The 19,291-nt window shown below is 72.0% G+C and carries 17 protein-coding genes; 2 read left to right on the top strand and 15 right to left on the bottom strand.

Annotation, left to right across the window (positions count from 1 at the left end):
* Nucleotides 1-93: 93 nt before the first annotated feature.
* The 8 genes from tatC to MXD61_RS25530 form a co-directional block, all read right to left on the bottom strand.
* Nucleotides 94-1,137 carry a twin-arginine translocase subunit TatC gene (gene tatC / locus MXD61_RS25565; RefSeq protein ID WP_248815965.1) on the bottom strand — a complete coding sequence of 348 codons (1,044 nt, stop codon included), beginning with the start codon at nt 1,135-1,137 and terminating at the stop codon, nt 94-96.
* A 109-nt stretch (nt 1,138-1,246) separates the two neighbouring features.
* Complete coding sequence (gene tatA / locus MXD61_RS25560; RefSeq protein WP_248815964.1) at nt 1,247-1,525, bottom strand: Sec-independent protein translocase subunit TatA; 279 nt, start codon at nt 1,523-1,525, stop codon at nt 1,247-1,249.
* 281 nt (nt 1,526-1,806) lie between these two features.
* A complete protein-coding gene (locus tag MXD61_RS25555; protein WP_248815963.1) occupies nt 1,807-2,022 on the bottom strand; it encodes a hypothetical protein in 216 nt (71 codons plus the stop codon).
* A 10-nt stretch (nt 2,023-2,032) separates the two neighbouring features.
* Nucleotides 2,033-3,208, bottom strand: a complete 1,176-nt coding sequence (locus tag MXD61_RS25550) for a YafY family protein (RefSeq protein ID WP_248815962.1) — start codon at nt 3,206-3,208, stop codon at nt 2,033-2,035.
* Nucleotides 3,205-4,305, bottom strand: a complete 1,101-nt coding sequence (locus MXD61_RS25545; RefSeq protein ID WP_374629563.1) for a helix-turn-helix transcriptional regulator — start codon at nt 4,303-4,305, stop codon at nt 3,205-3,207. The genes MXD61_RS25550 and MXD61_RS25545 overlap by 4 nt, the downstream gene beginning before the upstream one ends.
* A gap of 145 nt (nt 4,306-4,450) precedes the next feature.
* Entirely contained in the window at nt 4,451-5,170 is a 720-nt protein-coding gene (locus MXD61_RS25540) for an FKBP-type peptidyl-prolyl cis-trans isomerase (RefSeq protein ID WP_308222850.1), read from the bottom strand.
* Nucleotides 5,171-5,346: 176 nt separating this feature from the next.
* Nucleotides 5,347-6,705: a Pup--protein ligase gene (gene pafA, locus MXD61_RS25535; RefSeq protein WP_163548152.1), complete on the bottom strand. Its 1,359-nt coding sequence runs from the start codon at nt 6,703-6,705 to the stop codon at nt 5,347-5,349.
* 56 nt (nt 6,706-6,761) lie between these two features.
* A complete protein-coding gene (locus tag MXD61_RS25530) occupies nt 6,762-8,354 on the bottom strand; it encodes a hypothetical protein (protein WP_248815960.1) in 1,593 nt (530 codons plus the stop codon).
* Nucleotides 8,355-8,707: 353 nt separating this feature from the next.
* Between MXD61_RS25530 and MXD61_RS25525 the strand changes: the two genes are divergently transcribed.
* The gene (locus MXD61_RS25525) at nt 8,708-9,490 is read left to right on the top strand and encodes a dienelactone hydrolase family protein (protein WP_248815959.1); all 783 of its coding nucleotides are present in this window, start codon (nt 8,708-8,710) and stop codon (nt 9,488-9,490) included.
* 101 nt (nt 9,491-9,591) lie between these two features.
* Here MXD61_RS25525 and prcA read toward each other — a convergent pair whose 3' ends face one another.
* The 5 genes from prcA to arc all read right to left on the bottom strand — a co-directional run bounded on the left by prcA (nt 9,592) and on the right by arc (nt 15,765).
* Entirely contained in the window at nt 9,592-10,314 is a 723-nt protein-coding gene (gene prcA, locus MXD61_RS25520) for a proteasome subunit alpha (RefSeq protein WP_248815958.1), read from the bottom strand.
* A gap of 1 nt (nt 10,315) precedes the next feature.
* Entirely contained in the window at nt 10,316-11,140 is an 825-nt protein-coding gene (gene prcB, locus MXD61_RS25515) for a proteasome subunit beta (protein WP_248815957.1), read from the bottom strand.
* A 471-nt stretch (nt 11,141-11,611) separates the two neighbouring features.
* The gene (locus MXD61_RS25510) at nt 11,612-11,830 is read right to left on the bottom strand and encodes a ubiquitin-like protein Pup (protein ID WP_163548149.1); all 219 of its coding nucleotides are present in this window, start codon (nt 11,828-11,830) and stop codon (nt 11,612-11,614) included.
* 139 nt (nt 11,831-11,969) lie between these two features.
* The gene (gene dop / locus MXD61_RS25505; protein WP_374629556.1) at nt 11,970-13,487 is read right to left on the bottom strand and encodes a depupylase/deamidase Dop; all 1,518 of its coding nucleotides are present in this window, start codon (nt 13,485-13,487) and stop codon (nt 11,970-11,972) included.
* A gap of 472 nt (nt 13,488-13,959) precedes the next feature.
* Nucleotides 13,960-15,765, bottom strand: coding sequence for a proteasome ATPase (gene arc / locus MXD61_RS25500; protein WP_163548148.1), 1,806 nt, complete (start codon nt 15,763-15,765; stop codon nt 13,960-13,962).
* Between the two features lie 119 nt (nt 15,766-15,884).
* On the opposite strand from arc, the gene MXD61_RS25495 reads away from it, so the two are divergent.
* Entirely contained in the window at nt 15,885-16,214 is a 330-nt protein-coding gene (locus tag MXD61_RS25495; protein WP_163548147.1) for a ferredoxin, read from the top strand.
* Between the two features lie 681 nt (nt 16,215-16,895).
* Here MXD61_RS25495 and MXD61_RS25490 read toward each other — a convergent pair.
* Nucleotides 16,896-18,053, bottom strand: a complete 1,158-nt coding sequence (locus tag MXD61_RS25490; protein ID WP_285223383.1) for a tRNA (adenine-N1)-methyltransferase — start codon at nt 18,051-18,053, stop codon at nt 16,896-16,898.
* Complete coding sequence (locus tag MXD61_RS25485) at nt 18,050-19,264, bottom strand: site-2 protease family protein (protein WP_248815956.1); 1,215 nt, start codon at nt 19,262-19,264, stop codon at nt 18,050-18,052. Before MXD61_RS25485 ends, MXD61_RS25490 begins: the two co-directional genes overlap by 4 nt.
* Nucleotides 19,265-19,291: the final 27 nt, after the last annotated feature.

The raw sequence follows: 19,291 nt of genomic DNA, 5'->3' as shown, positions 1-19,291 counted from the left end.
GCGCCCATCCCCCCGCCCCCGGGGGGGCCGGGGCCCCCGCCCCCCCCCCCCCCCCCCCCCCCCCCCCCCCCGGGGGGCCGCCCGGGGCGGCGCTCAGGTGATGTCGCCGGCGTCGCCGCCGAACGTCCCCGCGCCGCCCACCCGGGTGGCAGCGCCCTGACCGGCCCCGACCGGGGACACTCCGACATCGCTGGACGACCCGCCGCCCGCGGACGTCCCCGCGCGCCCGGCCGATCGGGAGCCGACCGCCGCGTCGTCGAGGTCCAGCGAGGACGTCTCGTCGTCACCGAGGTCGGCGTAGGGCGACTCCGAACCCCGGCGGGTGCGACGCCGGTCGTTGAACCAGCCGATGATCAGCGCCACCTCGTAGAGGATCACCATCGGCAGGCCGAGCGCCAGCATGGTGAACGGGTCCTGGCTGGGGGTGACGATCGCGGCGAACACGAACACGAGGAAGATCTCCGCGCGCCGCCAGGACCGCAGCCGGGCGGTGGTGACCACCCCGGCGAGGTTGAGCATCAGCACCAGCAGCGGCACCTCGAACGACAGTCCGAAGATCAGCAGCATGGCCTGCACGTAGCTGAGGTACCGGTTGCCGTCCAGGACGCTGACCAGGCCGTTGCCGCCGAAGCCGAGCAGCAGGCTCAGCCCGGTGGGCAGGGTGAGGTAGGCGAACAGCGCGCCGGTGGCGAACAGCACCAGGGAGACCCCGACGAAGGTCAGTGACCAGCGCCGCTCATGCCGGTGCAGACCGGGGGTGATGAACGACCACAGCTGGTAGAGCCACACCGGCGAGGACACCACCGCGGCCGCGATCGCCGAGATCTTCAGCCGGATGGTGAAGGCGTCCAGAATGCCGAAGAAGTACAGCGTGCAGTCGCCCGTGGCCTGGCCGTTCGCGCTGAAGCGCTTGCTCGCCGGCAGATCGCAGTAGGGCTCCTTGAGCCAGTTGAAGATGTGCGGCTCGACGATGAAGCACACCACGAAGGCGACGCCGAATCCCACCAGCGCGATCGCGACCCGGTTGCGCAGTTCACGCAGGTGTTCGGTGAGCGGCATCCGGCTTTCCTCGACCGTACGGGTCCGCCGGTGGTTCGCCGCGGCAAGGAGCCTGCGCGGCGTGGGGATGCCTGGCACGGCGGCGTCTCCTGGTCGAGGCGGTGGTGAGAAGGGTGGAATCCCGGGCCGGCCCGGGGTGGGCCGGCGGGCGGCGGTGCCGACGGGACGACCCGCCCGGCGCGGCCGTTCAGTGCCTGTCGGCCGCCGGGGCCACACCGTTGGCGGCGGTGCTCACGCTCGGCACCACGATCGCCTCGGCCGGGGCCTCGATCTGGCGCGGCGCGGGGGTGACGGCGGGCTCGGGGGCGGGCGACGGCTCGTCGTCACGCAGGCCCTTCGTCTCGGCCTTGAAGATCCGCAGGGAGCGACCGAACGACCGGGCCGCGTCCGGAAGCTTCTTCGATCCGAACAGCACCAGGACGACGAGCGCGATGATGATGATCTCGGTAGTGCCCAGGTTCGGCATGGTCGGTATCCTCCGATGAGCGGTACCGGCCCGTTTCGTCGACCGGTGCGATCGATGCTACGTGCGTCAGCCTAGGAGGCAAGAGGCGGCGTTTGGGTGTCCCGCGGATGACGGCTGAGCAACGACGCGTTTCTGGCGGGCACGAGACGGATCTGTCAACTCAGTGTAGCCAGATCCGGACGTGCCGCCAGCCCGCCGTCCATGACCGTTTCCGGCGGCGGTGCGGTGGCCGCGGGCACACGAACCGGGACGACACACCGCTGCTACCCGTCATCGGTCGGTCAGGGTGTGCGTTCCGCCAGCCGGGAGGTGACCTCGGCATGGTCGAGCCGCCCGGACAGGGCCGAGGTGTCGGCGGCGAGCCCCGACACCCGCGACGACAGTTCACCCAGCGCGCGCCGCGCGGCCCGGACCTTCTGCCACACCCGCCAGGCGCACAGGAAGAGCAGCAGCAGGCCACCGACGATCAGCACCAGGTACACGAGCGCCCACAGCATGCCGATCACCCTACCGGCCGTCCGCGGACGCGCCCGCCCCGCCCGGGCCCGCGGGCTCCCCCGCACCGGTGGTACCCGTGGCATCCCCACCGCCCGCCACCACCGTCGCGGCCCGCGGTAGCACACGACCAGGCTCGTCGACCGCCGGACCGTGGGCGGACGGACCGTGGGCGGACGGACCGTAGGCGGTCAGTGCCCGGCGGGCGAGACGGCGGACCTCCTCGGCCAGCGCCGCCGGCGCCGCCACCCGCACATCCGCGCCAAGCCCCAGGACCAGCCGGTGCAACCAGGTGGTCTCCCCCGCGTACAGGGTCACCTCAAGGCCGCCGCCGCTCAGCTCACGGGCGTCGGTCACCGGGTAGTAGTCGGCCACCCAGCGAGCCGGCGGAGCCAGTTCGAGCACCACCCGGACATCCCCGGGCCCAGGCTGGTAGACGCCGTCACCCACCTCCCGGGACACCGCGTCGGGCGGCGGATCGGCCGCAACGTCGAGCAGCCGCACCCCGTCGAGCCGGTCGAGCCGGAACAGCCGGACGGCCTCGGCCCGGTGGCACCATCCTTCCAGGTACCACCGACCCTCACGGACCAGCAGACGCATCGGGTCGACGTCGCGTTCGGTCAGCTCGTCCCGGGACCACACGAGGTAGCGCAGGTGCACCCGGCGCCGGTCACGCAGCGCCTCCTGCAACACCGCCAGCACCGGTTCGGGCTCGCCCGACTCGGACGAGCCCGCCTCGGACGTGGTGGTGCGCGCCGCGGTCGTCCCGGGGGCGGCGTCCAGGCTGACCCGCACCTGCCCGGCGAGCCGACCCGACGATCCGACGGCCCGCTCGAGCTTCTCCAGCGCCCGGTCGAGCGCGTCCCGGCCGGCCAGGCCCGGGATGTCGGCGAGCGCGCGGGCGGCGACCAGCAGCGCGGTCGCCTCGTCGACGGACAACCGCAACGGACGGTCCAGGGTCTGCGGATCGGCGACGGTGATCTGATCCCCGGAGTAGCTCAGGTCGATGAGGTCGCCCGGCGCCCCACCCGGCAGGCCGCAGACGAACAGCAGGTCCAGGTCGTTACGCAGCTGCCCCTGGGTGATCCCGAACGTCGCCGCGGCGTCCGCCAGCGACACCCCCGGATGCGCGCGCAGCCACGGGACGAGGGCGAGCAGCCGGGACAGCCGCTCGGTCGCCGAGCTCACCGCCCCTCACCCTCGGCTGCGGGCCCCGCGGCGGCACGCAGCCGATCGATGACGGCGGTACGCAGCTCCGGCGGGTCCAGGACCAGCACGTCCGGGCCGGAGCCGACGATCCAGCGGGCGAACCGCTCGGTGTCGGTGAACGTGCGTTCCAGCAGATCCATGTCCGCGGGAAAGACCGGACGGGGACGGGCCGGCGGGATGCAGCCGGTCGACACCGCCTGGGCGCCGCGGCGCAGCGCGTGGCAGGTGCCCTGGCGCACGGCCAGGGTGGCGGTCCGGACCCGTTCGGCGGGGGCCTGCGCGGAGACCATCGCGCTCAGATCGACATCCGCCGGGACGACCACCGCGCCCGCCGGGCCGACCAGCCGCACCGCCCCCGCGACCCGGGACAGCCGGAACACCCGTTCCGCGCCGCGATGCAGATCGTGCCCGACCAGATACCAGCGGCCCCGCCACGACAGCACACCCCAGGGTTCGACGTGCCGCTCGACCACCTCGGCGTCGCCGACCTTGCGGTAGGGAAAACGGATCACCCGCCCGGTCTGCACCGCCGCCAGACACGCCTCGAACGCGGGTTCGGCCGCGTCCACCCGCGGCTCGAACCCGTCGAGCATCCCGAGCCCGACCGCCGCGGCCCCGCCGGCGTCCGCGTCGGGGCGGGCCTGGCCGACCGTCGCGTTGCCGCCGCCCTCGCCGCCTCCGGGCGCGGACACGCCGCTGGCGGCGAGTTTGCGCAGGGCGCTCGCGGCCGGCCCGGCCAGGGCCGCGACCGACCACAGCGATCCGGCGAGCGCGAGCGCGGCCGCCTCGTCCGGTGCGAGGGCCAGGTCGGGCAGGGCATAGTCCCCGCGGTGGATGCGGTAGCCGACCTCGTCGCTGAACACCGAGCCCCGCCCGGTCTCCAACGGAATGCCGATCTCACGCAGATACGACTTGTCCCGTTCGAACATCCGCCGGAACGCGTCCTGCTCCTCGGCGGTGACGCCGGGCTCGTACCCCTCGACGAGCTCCCCGAGTTCGGACACGGCGAGGAACCGCGACGTCGCCATCAGACACATCGTCAGGTTCAGCAGGCGTTCCACCCGGCGCCGGGACACAGCCATACAGGCTAGTCGCCCGCCGGCGGGCACCCGAGGCCACCCCCACCGACATACCCGCGGCCGCCGCCGTCCGCGGCGGTCAGCCCGCCGCGGGCTGACCGCTGTGGACCGACCGCGGCAGGATGGCCGTTGAGGCCAGCCGTTAGGGCTGGCCGGCGCCGGTGCCGCCGGAGGCACCGTTGTCGGACGACATGCCAGGGCCGGCGGTCGCGGCGTCGACGTCGAGCAGGTCGACGACGAAGACCAGGGTGTCGTCCGCGAGGATCGTGGGCGGCTGGCCGCCGGCCGGGCCGTAGCCGAGCGCCGGTGGGATGAGGATCTCGCGCCGTCCGCCGACCTTCATCCCGTCGATGCCACGGCCGAACCCGGTGATCGTGCCGGCGAGCGGAAACGTCGCGGCCTGCCCGGAACCGGCAGCGCCGGGAGCGGCCCAGGTGGAGTCGAACTCCTGGCCGTTGCGCCACAGCACACCGGTGTACTGGATGGTGACGGTGCTCGTCGCGTCGGCGGTGGTGCCCGTGCCGGTGACGAGATCACGGGTGAGCAGGTCGGTGGGGGCGCTACCGTGCCCGGCGGCGATCCGCGGGGCGGCACGCAGGTCGGTCCCGTTCGTGACGGCGGGCAGCTGCGAGGTGTCCGGACGCGAGGACGCGGGCGCGGCGGCGGTGCCGTCCGGCGCGGTGGACGCCGAGCAGCCGGCGAGGGCGGCGACCAGCAGCACGGGGGCGAGCACGGCCCCGACCAGCCGGGCTCTGGTTCCCGGAGCACGGCGTCGCCGTCCCGAGTGGGCACCGGGACGACGTCCGACGGCAATGCCGGGCTGGGTCGGGACGCCGACAACACGACGTGAGACGGATGTCACAGGGGAAGGGTTCCTCGCTGGCGGGGGTGGGTTCGGGCACGCGAGGCACATGCTCGCACGACCGAACCCGGTCACACCCGAGGGGCACGCGGGTGCGACCGACCCGACCGACCCGACCGACACCGCGGCGAGCGGACGGGCGGGCGGGCGGACGGACGGGTGAGCAGGGCGGGCGGCTACATGCTGGCGATGAGCTTGTCGACGCGGTCGTCCACGGAGCGGAACGGGTCCTTGCACAGGACGGTGCGCTGCGCCTGGTCGTTGAGCTTGAGGTGCACCCAGTCGACGGTGAAGTCGCGACGTTTCTCCTGGGCCCGTTTGATGAACTCGCCGCGCAGCCGGGCCCGGGTGGTCTGCGGCGGCAGCGACTTCGCCTCGAACACGTCCAGGTCACGGGTGACCCGTTCGACGAGGCCGGCGCGTTCCATCCGGTAGTACAGGCCGCGGTCGCGGTGGATGTCGTGGTACTTCAGGTCGATCTCGGCGATCCGCGGCGAGGCCAGGGACAGCCCGTGGCGGTGCCGGAAACGCTCGATGAGCACGTACTTGGTCACCCAGTCGATCTCGCGGGCGACCAGTTCGAGGTCGTCGGTCTCGATCGCGAGCAGGGTCCGTCCCCACAGGTCCAGGACGCGCTTGGCGACCGCGTCCCCACCACGACGGTCGACGAACTCGACGGCCTTGGCGTGGTACTCGCGCTGGATGTCGAGCGCGGACACCTCCCGACCGTTCGCCAGTTTGATCTTGCGCTGGCAGGTCATGTCATGACTGACCTCGCGGATCGCCCGGATCGGGTTCTCCAGGGTCATGTCGCGCAGCATGACGCCGGCCTCGATCATCCGCAGCACCAGGTCGGTCGAGCCGAGCTTGAGCAGCATCGTCGTCTCGCTCATGTTCGAGTCGCCGACGATGACGTGCAGACGGCGGAAACGCTCGGCGTCCGCGTGCGGCTCGTCACGGGTGTTGATGATCGGACGCGACCGGGTGGTCGCGGACGACACCGACTCCCAGATGTGCTCGGCGCGCTGCGAGATGCAGTAGACAGCGCCGCGCGGGGTCTGCAGCACCTTGCCAGCCCCGCACAGGATCTGCCGGCTGACCAGGAACGGCACGAGGATGTCGGCGAGTTTGGAGAACTCGCCGTGCCGGCCGACGAGGTAGTTCTCGTGGCAGCCGTAGCTGTTACCGGCCGAATCGGTGTTGTTCTTGAACAGATGGATGTCGCCGGCGATCCCCTCCTCGCGCAGGCGGCGCTCGGCCTCCACGAGCAGGCCCTCCAGGATGCGCTCGCCGGCCTTGTCATGAGTGACGAGGTCGGGTACCGAGTCGCATTCCGGTGTGGCGTACTCCGGATGGCTTCCAACGTCGAGGTAGAGGCGGGCGCCGTTCTTGAGGAACACGTTCGAGCTGCGCCCCCAGGACACGACACGACGGAACAGGTACCGCGCCACCTCGTCCGGGGACAGCCTTCGCTGCCCCCGGAACACGCAGGTGACGCCGTACTCGTTCTCCAGACCGAAGATGCGGCGATCCACGTCTGTGACCCTATGCTCGGATGCCACCCGGGCGTGGGCAGACGCCCGGGCCGCTGTCATCGTCTGGTCGATCCGCTGGCCGGCGGTGGCTCCAGCGGGACGGTCCGCTCCAGGGTGGAACGTCGCCCCGGGACGGCCGTCGCCTGCGCGGGTCCGACCGCCTCGCCGGCCCCGGCGTCCGCGGCGGGCGCCTCGAGCGTCCCGTCACCCGCCTCCTCCACCGGCACCTGTGGGCCATCCGGCGGCGGTGAACCGACGCGGGTCCGCGAGCCGGACGGGGCCGTGCCGGCACCGCCCACGCGGGCGATCCGGGCCGTCCGTCCGGTGTGGGCCGCGTGGGCGGCGCGGGTGGGACGCTGCCCACCGATGGGACGCTGCCCACCGATCGGACGCTGCCCGCCGGAGAGCAGCCAGGCGGTGGCCGCGGGCTGGGCGCCCCGTTCCCCCACGAAGGCCAGCCACAGGCCGAGGACCAGCCACACCGCCAGCACCACGACGGGACGTCCACCGGCGGCGCCGTCGAAGTAGTCCGTCGAGCGCAGCAGGGTCACCCCCGCGCCGGGCGGGGCGAACTGGCCGACGTCCCCCCACGGCCGGGGCAGCATCTCCGGTGCCGACGCCGCCGCCGACAGCGCCGCGGCGACCACCATCACCAGCGTGATGCCGACCAGCCCCGCCGTCCCGCCGACCGCGCCCGCGCCGACCACCGGCGCGACGACCGCCAGGGCCAGCAGCGTCACCACCGCCATCGTGGTCAGCAGTGACCCGGGCAGCACGTGCAGCGCGCCGCGCAGCGCCACCGCGCCCGCGAACCCGGCGAGCACCGCGAACAGCGCGATCCCCGCCAGGCGCACCGCGCGTGAACGCACCAGTCTGGTCAGCAGCACCCCGGCCGCCGCCAGGACCAGCACCAACGGCAGGTAGCCGGCGGCCAGTCCCCCACCGCCCACATCCCGTGGCGCGGTCGGGACGACGTCGACGACCGGGATCTCCAGGCCGGGCATGAACACCCGGATACCCCGGGTGAGCGCCTCGGTCACCGCGGGACTCGCCGCCGAGGCGACCCGCAGCGTGAGCCCGCCGTCCCCGATCACGATGGCCGCGTAGGCCTCCCGGTCCCGCAGCGCCCGGTCGGCCGCGGCGACGTCGCCCACCGTGCGCACCGAGAGCGCCCCCGGTTCCACCCGGCTGATCTGATCGGCGAGCGCCCCGGCCGCCAGCTGCTGCCCGACGGTGAGAATCGGCAGGTTCCGCGGCCGCAGGCTGGTCACCGACGTTCCGTACAACCAGACCAGCAGGCCCGTGAGCAGCGCCATCGCGACCGTCAGCAGCCCGAGGCGGCGCAGCGCCCCCAGCCGGGCATCCGCCGTCACGCCCGCGGCGCGGGCGCTCGTCGCGGCGCTGTGGGCCGCCCCACGCTGGCCCGTCGCGGCGCCGGTCACCCCACCATCGGCTACCGCCTCGCTGGCTACCGCACCCCCGGATGCCACGCTGTCAACCGCGGCGGGGTGTACGGCGGAGCCGGCCGGCGCGGGGTCGGGATGGACCGGCGCGGGGTCGGGCTGGGTCGCGCCGGCGCCCTGGGCGAGGCGCTGGCCGGGCAGACCCTCCCGGTCGCCGGGCCATGGCCGCCCGTCTCCCGTCACCATGGGGATGTCCCAGCGCCCATCGGGGCTCTCGCCATGCCGGGCACCGGATCGCCCGTTGTCTCCTCCGGCCGAGCTCTGCTCACCGCTGTCTCCCCTCCGTCCGGCGGAGCCGCCGGGACGACTACAGGAAGTAGCGTGATGCCTGCGTGGAGCCACGTCCTGTTCGATCGGTCGCCGTCCGGCGTGTCGCCCTCGGGCGTGTCCCGGCGAACCAGACCAGGCCGTCCACCATCCGGCCCGACCGGCCAGCCGGGGAGCCCGGGCCGGGTACGGCCCCCCCGTAACGGTGAGGGGCGCGGACGGAGTCCGCCGCTTGATGGTCATGGCGGCGCGGACGGGGAAGGATGGGCGCCATGACGAGCCGAACGAACGACGCGACCATCCGCGCGGGCCGGGTGCGCGCGCTCAAAAGCCACCTGCGCGCCGAGGTCGTCCGCCAGGGATCGGTGCCGCTGACCGTCGCGGCCCCCGCGGCGGACGATCCGCCCCGCGGCGGGATCATCGTCGTCCAGGACGCCCGTGGCATCACGCCGTACCTGATGTCGGTGTGCGACCGACTGGCCGACGCGGGCTGGCTCACGGTGGCCCCGCACCTGTACCACCGCGAGGGCATCGACGAGGTCGACCCCACCGACGGCTGGCCCCAGGCCATCCCGACGATGGACCGCCTGACCGGCGAGGGCATCGACACCGACGTGGACGCGGCGCTGGCCCACCTCGACGCCGTCGGCTTCGACCCGTCCCAGCGGGCGATCCTCGGTTTCTGCATGGGCGGCACGGTGGCGTTGCACACCGCGACGCGCTACGAGCTGCCCGCCGCGGTGTCGTTCTACGGCGGCGGGGTCAGCACGTCGGCGTGGCCGGGTGTGCCGGCGCTGGCGGAGGCCGCCGTCCAGCTACGCGGCCCGTGGCTCGGCCTGTACGGCGAACAGGACCAGCTGATCTCCCACGACGAGATCGCGGCGCTGCGGGCGGCGGCGGGGCGCAGCGGCCAGGCGACCGAGCTGATCAGCTACCCCGACGCGGGGCATGCCTTCCACAGCGACGACCGGGACTCCGTCTACCGCCCCGCCGCCGCGGCCGACGCCTGGTCGCGCACGCTCGCCTTCCTCGACCACCGCGTCCGTCCCCGTTAGACGGCCGCTTCCCGCCTCGCGCCCCTGCGGTGGGCGGCCGAGGGCCGGCCACCGCGGGGGCCTGGGCGGGACCGGCCCCGCGGGGCGGCAGGTCCCGCGGGTCAGGCGGAGGCGGTCTCGGCGAGCAGGTCCTCGAGGACCCGGCCGCCGATCCGCTTGAACTGGCGGCGGGCCCGCGTGCGGTCGAGCATGCCGACCTCGAGGTTGGCCGCGGCGAGCACCCGCTCGCCGCTCTGCGGCATGCCGGGGGGAACGCTCACGGTCAGCGCCCGCACCGCGGTCCGCAGCGCGTCGGCGAGGGACTGGCCGTCGCGGTGGTGCTCCTTGAGCGACGTGGTGACCTGGTCGGACGCGCCGCCGATGGCGACGAAACCGCGCTCGTCGGCGATCGACCCGTCGAAGGTCAGCTTGTAGATCTGGTCGTCGTCGCTGCTGCGACCGACCTCGGCGACGACGATCTCGACCTCGTACGGCTTCACGCTCTCGGTGAAGATCGCGCCGAGGGTCTGCGCGTAGGCGTTCGCGAGCGCACGGCTGGTCACGTCGCGGCGGTCGTACATGTAGCCGCGGGAGTCGGTCAGCCGGATGCCCGCGGTGCGCAGGTTCTCGAACTCGTTGTACTTGCCGACGGCGGCGAACGCGATCCGGTCGTAGATCTCGCTGATCTTGTGCAGGGTCACCGAGGGGTTCTCGGCGACGAACAGGATCCCCTCCGCGTAGGTGATCACGACGACGCTACGTCCGCGGGCGATGCCCTTGCGCGCGTACTCGCTCTTGTCGCGGACCTGCTGTTCGGGGCTCGCGTATCCGAACGGCATGGTCACGTCAGCCTCCCGCGCTTGTGGAACGGTCCGCGATGATGGCGCTCACCACGGGTTCGACCTCGTCATCGCCGTAGCGGCGGTACCCGTCCACCGTGACGACGGCGACGATGGGGTACAGCCTGCGGATCAGGTCGGGGCCGCCGGTGGCGGAGTCGTCGTCGGCGGCGTCGTACAGCGCCTCGATCGCGATGCGCACCGCGTCGGCCTGGCTCTGGTCGGCGCGGAAACGCTTCTTCAGCGATCCCTTGGCGAACACCGACCCGGAGCCGATCGACTCGTAGGTCCGCTCCTCGGACTTCGCCGCGGCGATGTCGTAGGAGAAGATGCGCCCGATGCCGTCATCCTCGTCGTAGCCGGCGAACAGGGGGACGACCGCGAGGCCCTGCAGCGCCATCGGCAGGTTGCCCTTGACCATCGCGGCGAGCCGGTTGGCCTTGGCGTCCAGGCTGAGGGTGGCGCCCTCGATCTTCTCGTAGTGCTCGAGCTCCACCTGGAAAAGCCGGATCAGCTCCGCGCCGACGCCCGCGGTACCCGCGTAGCCGACGCAGGAGAAGTCGTCGGCGTGGTGCACCTTCTCGACGTCCCGCTGGGCGATCATGTGCCCCTGCGTCGCCCGCCGGTCACCGGCCATGATCACGCCGCCGGGGAAGGTGACCGCGACGATCGTCGTGCCGTGCGCGACCTCGGTGACCGGCGCCGGCAGTCCCTCGCGGGCTCCCGGAAGCAGGTGCGGCGCGGACTGCGACAGGAAATCGGTGAACGACGACGTGCCCGGCGCCATGAACACAGCCGGCAGGCGCCCGGCGCCACCCAATGGATCCGCCACGCATCCCCCTTTCGATAGACGTACTCGCCCGGACGCGGCGATCCGGGGGCTCCCGGCGCCGCGTCGGACGTGCGCATGAGCACAACATAGGGCCATCACCCGCGGTCATGGCCCGGGAGGGCCACCGACCGGGTCACGTCCGTGTCACCACGACGCACCGCCCGCCACCCGAAGCACGCTCGGGCCGCGGCCCGCACCACCTTCGAGCCTCGACGCATGCCACCGACGGGCGCCTGGCCGGCTGACGGACCACCTGGCTGCCCGACCGCCCGCCTGACCGGTCGGTCGCACTGGTCGGGTCGCCCGCGCGACGTCGGGGCGGGCCACCCGACCAGTGGATCAGCAGATCAGCGGCGCAGCGGATCGGCGCGGCTCGGTGCGACCACGCGGCTCGGTGCGACCACGCGGCTCGGTCGGTCGGTGAGAACGGAGGATCGGCGGATCAGTGCGAGCCGCGAGGACCGCGGTCGGTCACTCGCCGCCCTTCTGGACGTAACCCTTCACGAACTCCTCGGCGTTCTCCTCCAGGACGTCGTCGATCTCGTCGAGCAGCGAGTCGACATCCTCGGAGAGCTTCTCGTGCCGCTCCTTGAGATCGGAGGCGGCGGCGTCCTCCGTCGTGACCTCGTCAGCCTCGTCCGCGCGCCGGTTGGCATTCTGCTGCCCGCCGTCACTGTCCCTGGTGGCCATGACGCCCTCCTTCGATCGCCTCGCGTGAGACTATCCCGCCCCACCGACGCTGTCGGACGGGTCGGTGAGAGGTCCACTCCATCACGATCTGGCCGCCGCGTGGCCCCGTCCGCCCAGGGCGCAACGCGGAACTTCGGCGTCAGCGGCCGGCGAGGGCGTCCACGAGCTCCGCGGCGGTGGCGCAGCGGTCCAGCAGCTCCCCGACGTGCGCCTTCGTGCCCCGCAGCGGCTCGAGCGTCGGTACCCGCTGTAGCGAGTCCCGGCCGATGTCGAAGATGACCGAGTCCCAGGACGCGGCCGCGACCTGCTGCGGATACCGGGCCAGGCAGCGGCCGCGGAAGAACGCCCGGGTGTCCTCCGGCGGCTCGGTCATCGCGCGGACGACCTCGTCCTCGGTGAGGATCCGGTCGAAGCGTCCCCGCTCGACCAGACGGTTGTACAGGCCGCGGTCCGGGCGCACATCGTGGTACTGCAGGTCGACGAGCTCCAGGCGGGGCGAGTCCCAGGCCAGGCTGTCCCGCGAGCGGTAACCCTGCAGGATCGACAGCTTCGCGACCCAGTCCAGCTCACGCGCGCACGTCATCGGGTCGACCTCGAGGCGGCCGAGCACCGACTCCCAGCGGGCCAGCACATCGGCGGTCTGCGGGTCGACGTCGGCGCCGAAACGGCTCTCGACGAACTTGCGGGCCTGCTCGTAGTACTCCATCTGCAGCTGCACCGCGGTCATCCGCCGGCCGTCGGTCAGCGTCAGCAGATGGGTGAGGCTGGGATCGTGGGAGATCGCCCGCAGCGTCGCCACCGGCGCCTCCACCGACAGGTCGACGCTGAACCAGCCGTCCTCGATCATCGACAGGACCAGCGAGGTCGTGCCCGCCTTCAGGTAGGTGGCGACCTCGCTCATGTTCGCGTCACCGATGATCACATGCAGTCGGCGGTACTTCTCCGGGTCGGCGTGCGGCTCGTCCCGGGTGTTGATGATCGGCCGCTTCAGCGTCGTCTCCAGGCCCACCTCGACCTCGAAGAAGTCCGCCCGCTGGCTGATCTGGAAACCGGACTCGCGCCCGTCCACCCCGATGCCGACCCGGCCCGCCCCGCACACGACCTGCCGGGAGACGAAGAACGGCGTGAGATGACGCACGATCTCCCCGAACGGCGTCGACCGCGCCATCAGGTAGTTCTCGTGGCAGCCGTAGGAGACGCCCTTGTTGTCGGTGTTGTTCTTGTACAGGTGCACCGGACGCGTGCCCGGCACCGTCAGCGCCCGGCGGGCCGCCTCGGCCATCACCCGCTCGCCGGCCTTGTCCCACAGCACCGCGTCCCGCGGGTTGGTGACCTCCGGGGCCGAGAACTCCGGGTGCGCGTGGTCGACGTAGAGCCGGGCCCCGTTCGTCAGGATGACGTTGGCCAGGCCCAGGTCGTCCTCGTTGGCGGGCGCGGTCGGATCCACGACCGGCTCCCGCGGCAGCTCGAAGCCGCGGGCGTCCCGCAACGGCGACTCCTCCTCGAAGTCCCACCGGGCACGACTGCCCGTGGACGACGCCCGGTTGGCATAGGAGTTCACCACCAAGGACGACGCCAACATCTGGTTGGTGTTCGGCTGACCGGGCACCGACACTCCGTACTCGGTCTCGATCCCCATGATCCGGCGCGCGCTCACCCTGCAAGCGTAGGTCCTACGCGGCCCATCGGTTAGCCGGACGTCGCGCTTGTTTGTTCTGGGCGCTGCGCCCCGCCCTCTCCGGGCCCGCCACGAACGCCCCAGCCGCTGTCCGCACACGCCCGTTCACGTGCTGTTCCCACGCTCTGTCCGCGCTTGTCCACCCACCCCCACGCCCGCACCTTCGGGTATCGGCGCACCTTCGCACCCATCGGACGGACCACCCGGCCGCCCGGCCGCCCGCTGCTTCGGCCACCCGGCGGGCCCGGCCCTGCGGACTCCGACCGGCACCGCGGACTCCGACTGGCACCGCGGACTCCGACCGGCCCGGACGGGCTCGCTCCCGTGGCGCCGAGGTCGGCCGGAGACGAACGAGGGCCTGCCGGCGGACCGTGATCGTCCGAGAGGGACGAACTCGATCTCGCAGGCAGGCCCGCGTCGGATGCTCCGGCCAGGTACGGCCGGGAGGTGCCTAGAGGTACTGGCCGGTGTTGGCCACCGTGTCGATGGAGCGACCGGCCTCAGTGCCCTTGGTACCGGTGACGAGCGTGCGGATGTAGACGATCCGCTCGCCCTTCTTGCCGGAGATCCGGGCCCAGTCGTCCGGGTTGGTCGTGTTCGGGAGGTCCTCGTTCTCCTTGAACTCGTCCAGGCAGGCGGCGAGCAGGTACTGCATGCGCAGGCCCTTCTTGCCGCCTTCGATGTGCTCCTTGACCGACATCTTCTTGGCCCGGGCCACGATGTTCTCGATCATGGCGCCGGAGTTGAAGTCCTTGAAGTACAGGACTTCCTTGTCGCCGTTGGCGTAGGTCACCTCGAGGAAGCGGTTCTCCTCCGTCTCGGCGTACATGCGCTCAACAACCCGTTGGATCATCGCCGCGACGGTGGCCTCACGGTTGCCATCGAACTCGGCGAGATCATCCGGATACAGCGGCAGGCTGGTCACGACGTACTTGGCGAAGATGTCGCGCGCCGCCTCGGCGTCGGGACGCTCCACCTTGATCTTGACGTCGAGCCGGCCGGGCCGCAGGATCGCCGGGTCGATCATGTCCTCGCGGTTGGACGCGCCGATCACGATGACGTTCTCGAGCTCCTCAACGCCGTCGATCTCGCTGAGCAGCTGCGGAACGATCGTGTTCTCCACGTCCGAGGACACACCCGAGCCACGGGTCCGGAAGATCGAGTCCATCTCATCGAAGAACACGATCACCGGCATTCCCTCGGACGCCTTCTCGCGCGCCCGCTGGAACACCAGCCGGATCTGCCGCTCGGTCTCGCCGACGAACTTGTTGAGCAGCTCCGGGCCCTTGATGTTGAGGAAGAACGCCCGCCCGGAACCCTGGCCGGTCGCCGCTTCGACCTTCTTGGCCAGCGAGTTGGCGACCGCCTTGGCGATCAGCGTCTTGCCACAGCCGGGCGGGCCGTACAACAGCACGCCCTTCGGTGGCCTGAGCTGATGCTCCTTGTAGAGATCCTTGTAGAGGAACGGCAGCTCGACCGAGTCCCGGATCGACTCGATCTGACTCTTGAGCCCACCGATCTGCTCGTAGCCGATGTCCGGGACCTCTTCGAGGACCAGTTCCTCGACCTCGGACTTGGGGATGCGCTCGAAGGCGTACCCGGAGCGGGGCTCGATGAGCAGCGAGTCGCCTGCCCGGATCGGCCCGGCCAACAGTGGCTGGGCCAGCATGACGACGCGCTCCTCGTCGGTGTGACCGAGCACCAGTGCTCGATCACCGCCCTCGAGGACCTCCTTGAGCAGGACGATCTCGCCCTGTCGCTCGAACGAGCGCGCCTCGACCACGTTGAGGGCTTCGTTGAGCATGACCTCCTGGCCAGGCTCGAGCGCTTCGATGACGACACTCGGCGACACCGTCACCCGGAGCTTTCTGCCCTGGGTGAACACGTCGACGGTGCCGTCGTCGTAGTTGGAGACGAAGATCCCGTAGCCGCTGGGCGGCTGCGCGAGTCTGTCGACCTCCTCCTTCAGAGTGACGATCTGGTCGCGCGCCTCGCGCAGAGTCGCGACGAGTCTGTCGTTCTGCCCTGAGACAGACGACAGCTCCGCCTGGACCTCCGCGAGCCGTTCCTCCAGCACCCTCACCTGCCTGGGCGATTCGGACAACCTACGCCGCAGCATGGCCACTTCCTCTTCCAGGAAGGCGACCTGCGTCGTGAGCTCGTGTGATTCCTTCTCGTACGCCGACCGCCGTGATTCGGCATCACCTGGACGACCCGTGCTCCCATCGGAGCCAGAGCCCGAACGGGGACCGGACACTGCGCCTCCACCTCCCCCGTGCTGACCGGGACGCACCCACACTACCGTTGTGACCGCCGTTGGCAGGCCGGTCAGGCAAGGACGACCCGGCTTTGCCGTAAACAGCGGGTTACGGTGCCATGGTGACAGAAGATCGGAGCCCTGTGGCAACTCCAGCGAAGCCGGGCGTTTCGGCCAGCCTGCGTGTGCGGGTCGACCAGAACGCCTGCACCGGCGATGGCCTGTGCGTCCAGCTCGCTCCGAGCGTGTTCGAGTTCGACGTCGACGGCCTGGCCTACGTCAAGGACGACTCCGGCGAACTCCAGACGCTCGACGGCGCGCACGTCCCCGTCCCCCTCCCCCTCGTGGACGCCGTCCTGGGCGCCGCCGACGAGTGCCCCGGCACATGCATCTACGTCGAACGCCCCGATGGCACCCTCGAGGCCGGCGGCCCCTCCGAGGACGACTGACCGGAAACCCCCGAGCCCACACCCGAAGACGGCTGACCCACGTCCCGTCCCCACCGGCCCCGACGTCCGACATCTCCACGTCCGACGCCCCACGTCCGATGCCCCACGTCCGATGCCCCACGTCCGGTGTCCTGACGCCCGACGCCCCACGTCCAACGCCCACCTCCGACACCGTCACGTCCCACGTCCTGCTGGACATGCGCCGATCACGCCCCGCAGCGACCCACCAGGCCAGATCTCGCTACACGGGTCGCCGTGGGGGGCATATCGGACACGAACACCCCCACAGCGACCCGCGTGGCCCACCGCCGCCCGCACCCGCCGAGATTCTCGTCACACACCGTAATTTTTCGGGCCGGAGCGGCGGCTACCGGGACTCAGGGCCCGTTATTGGTCATGGTGGGTCGTCGAGGATGTACGCGAGGGCATCCTGGTCGATCCCGTGGATCTTCGGCGTGACGTGACGGCCCCGGGCATGTCTCGGCTCGGGGTGATCTCGGGCGTGTCGTCACCACGAAGCCACCAGACGCACGCGGGACGGTGCCCGCGCCGCCTGACGCGGCGCCCTCTCACCCGAACCGCGGTCACCCACCCCGACTGTCACCGTGCCCAGCGACCGCAACCCAGCCCTGACCGAGCCGGAGCCGGAGCCGGCCCACCGAATCCCGCACACGGACCCGCTTAAAGGACCTCAGCGGAATCGGTGACCGCCGTGGCGCCGAGCGAGCCGGTGGTGTCGGGAGAACCGGTGGTGTCGGGAGCATCGGTGATCGCCGTGGTGCCGGTGCCGGTGGCGGTGGCGGGAGTGTCGGTGGTGGTGGGAGTGTCGGTGGTGTCGGGTAGGGAGCCCTTGGCGGGGCGGCGACGGCGTACGGGGGGTGTGACGCCGTCGGCCATGCGGCGGGCGGTGACCAGGAAGCCGGTGTGACCGACCATGCGGTGGCCGGGTCGCACGGCGAGGCCCTCCACGTGCCAGTCGCGCAGCATGGTCTCCCAGGCGGCGGGTTCGGCGAAGGTGCCGTGGCCGCGCAGGGTCTCCACGGTGCGGGACAGCTGCGTCGTGGTGGCGACGTAGGCACAGACCACGCCGCCGGGTACCAGGGCGGCACTGACGGCGTCCACGACGTCCCAGGGCGCGAGCATGTCGAGCACGACCCGGTCGATGTCGCGTTCGGACGTCTCGGCCAGGTCACCGACGTGGATGGTGTGGGCGGGGTGCGGGCCGCCGAAGAACGTCTCGATGTTGCGCCGCGCGATGTCTGCGAAGTCGGCCCGTCGTTCGTAGGAGATCAGCTGGCCGTGGTCACCGATGGCGCGTAGCAGCGAGCACGACAGGGCGCCTGAGCCGACCCCGGCCTCGAGCACCCGCGCGCCGGGGAAGATGTCCGCGTAGGTGACGATCTGGCCGGCGTCCTTCGGGTAGACGACGGTCGCCCCTCGGGGCATCGACAGGACGAAGTCGACCAGCAGCGGACGCAACGCCAGGTAGTCGGTGCCACCGGTGCTGGTGACAACGATGCCCTCGGGCCGGCCGAGCAGCCCGTCGTGTTCGACGGCGCCCCGGTGGGTGTGGAACTGCTTGCCGGGTTCGAGGACGACGGTGTGCTTACGTCCCTTGGGGTCGGTGAGCTGCACCCGGTCACCCTTGGTGAACAGGCCACGTCGATGGGACGCCCCCGTCGGAGCCGGCCGGAACACCGACTCCCCCTCGTCCACCGTGGAGGTGCCCACCGCGTCGGTCGGCTCGCCCGCGCGGGAGGCCGTCGGCCCGCTCTCGGATGTGGCTGGCTCGCTCGTCACGGCGGTGGCGGCGGTCGGGTCGGGCGTGGCAGTGGTCATCGGTGGGCCACCATGCGGGCGGCGGCGGCGGGGTCGAGCCGGGCGACGAGGTCGACCATCGCGAGCACGCCGACGGGCCGGCCCCCCTGGGTGACGAGGTACTCCGAGGCGGGGACCCGTTGGACGGCGGCCAGCAGGTCCTCGCCCTCCAGATCGGCATCGAACACCATGCCGGGCCCGATCTCCCGGCTCACCTCGTCCACGCTCATCCACGGCCTCCGATGCTCGGGCAGCGCATCGACCGCCGAGCCGTTCATGATCTTCTGGGGGGCGCCGTCGCGGCCGATGACGGCGACGGCGGTGGCTCCGACCTCCTGGGCGCGGCGCAGTGCCTCGGCGAGCGGGACGGCACCCTCGACCGGCAGGGTGCGCCGCACAAGCCGCCCGGCGGACAGCCCGGGCAGGCGCCCGCGCAGCTGGGCGGCGCGCAGTGACTGATAGGCCGCGAAGGCCAGGAAGCCCGCCAGAGCATACGTGTAGAACAGGCCGATGCCCTCGCCGCCCACCATCGATCCCCACACGACCAGGGCGCCGGCGACGACGAACCCGCCGTAGGCGCCGGCCCGCAGCCCGCGCAGCTGATCGCCGGTCGCCGCCCACACGGCCGCCACGACGATGCGCCCGCCGTCCAGGGGCAGGCCGGGGGCGAGGTTGAACACGAACAGCGTGAGGTTGACCAGGCCGAGGTCGCGCAGCACGACGCCGAGGTGGGAGTCGCCGGAGACGGCGAGCAGACCGAGCTCGCAGGCCCCGGCGAGGATGCCGTTGACCGCCGGGCCGCTGAAGGTGATCAGGAACATCCGGCCGGCGCTGCGCGGCTCGGGTTCGAACTCGGTGAACCCGGCGAAACCGTGCAGGGTCACCGTGCGGACCGTGTGCCCCAGGCGCAGGGCGACCAGGGCGTGCCCGAGCTCGTGGGCGAGCAGGGACGCCAGGAAGCCGACCGAGATGGCCGCGGCCAGGCCCAGCACCTGCCCGTCGGAGGCGTCGGGCAGCCGGTCGCGGATCGAGTCGGACATCAGGTAGGCGACCAGGACCGCGAAGACCAGCGCGAACGGTGAGACGAGGATCGGGACGCCGCGGACCCGCCCGAGCGTCATACCGGCGGGACGTTCCCCGCCGGGTTGCCCGGGCCGCTGACCCGGGGGCTGCCCGGAGCCACCCGGGCCGCCGTGGGCATCCGAGCTGGCCTGGGAGCGCTGGTCCGTCATGGAACCGATGCTACGGAGTGGATCCGG

The sequence above is a fragment of the Frankia sp. AgPm24 genome, assembly GCF_023243055.1.
GTDB lineage: Bacteria > Actinomycetota > Actinomycetes > Frankiales > Frankiaceae > Frankia > Frankia umida.
The sequence above is the reverse complement of the archived record's forward strand: the minus strand, read 5'-3'. Positions and strand labels throughout refer to the sequence as shown.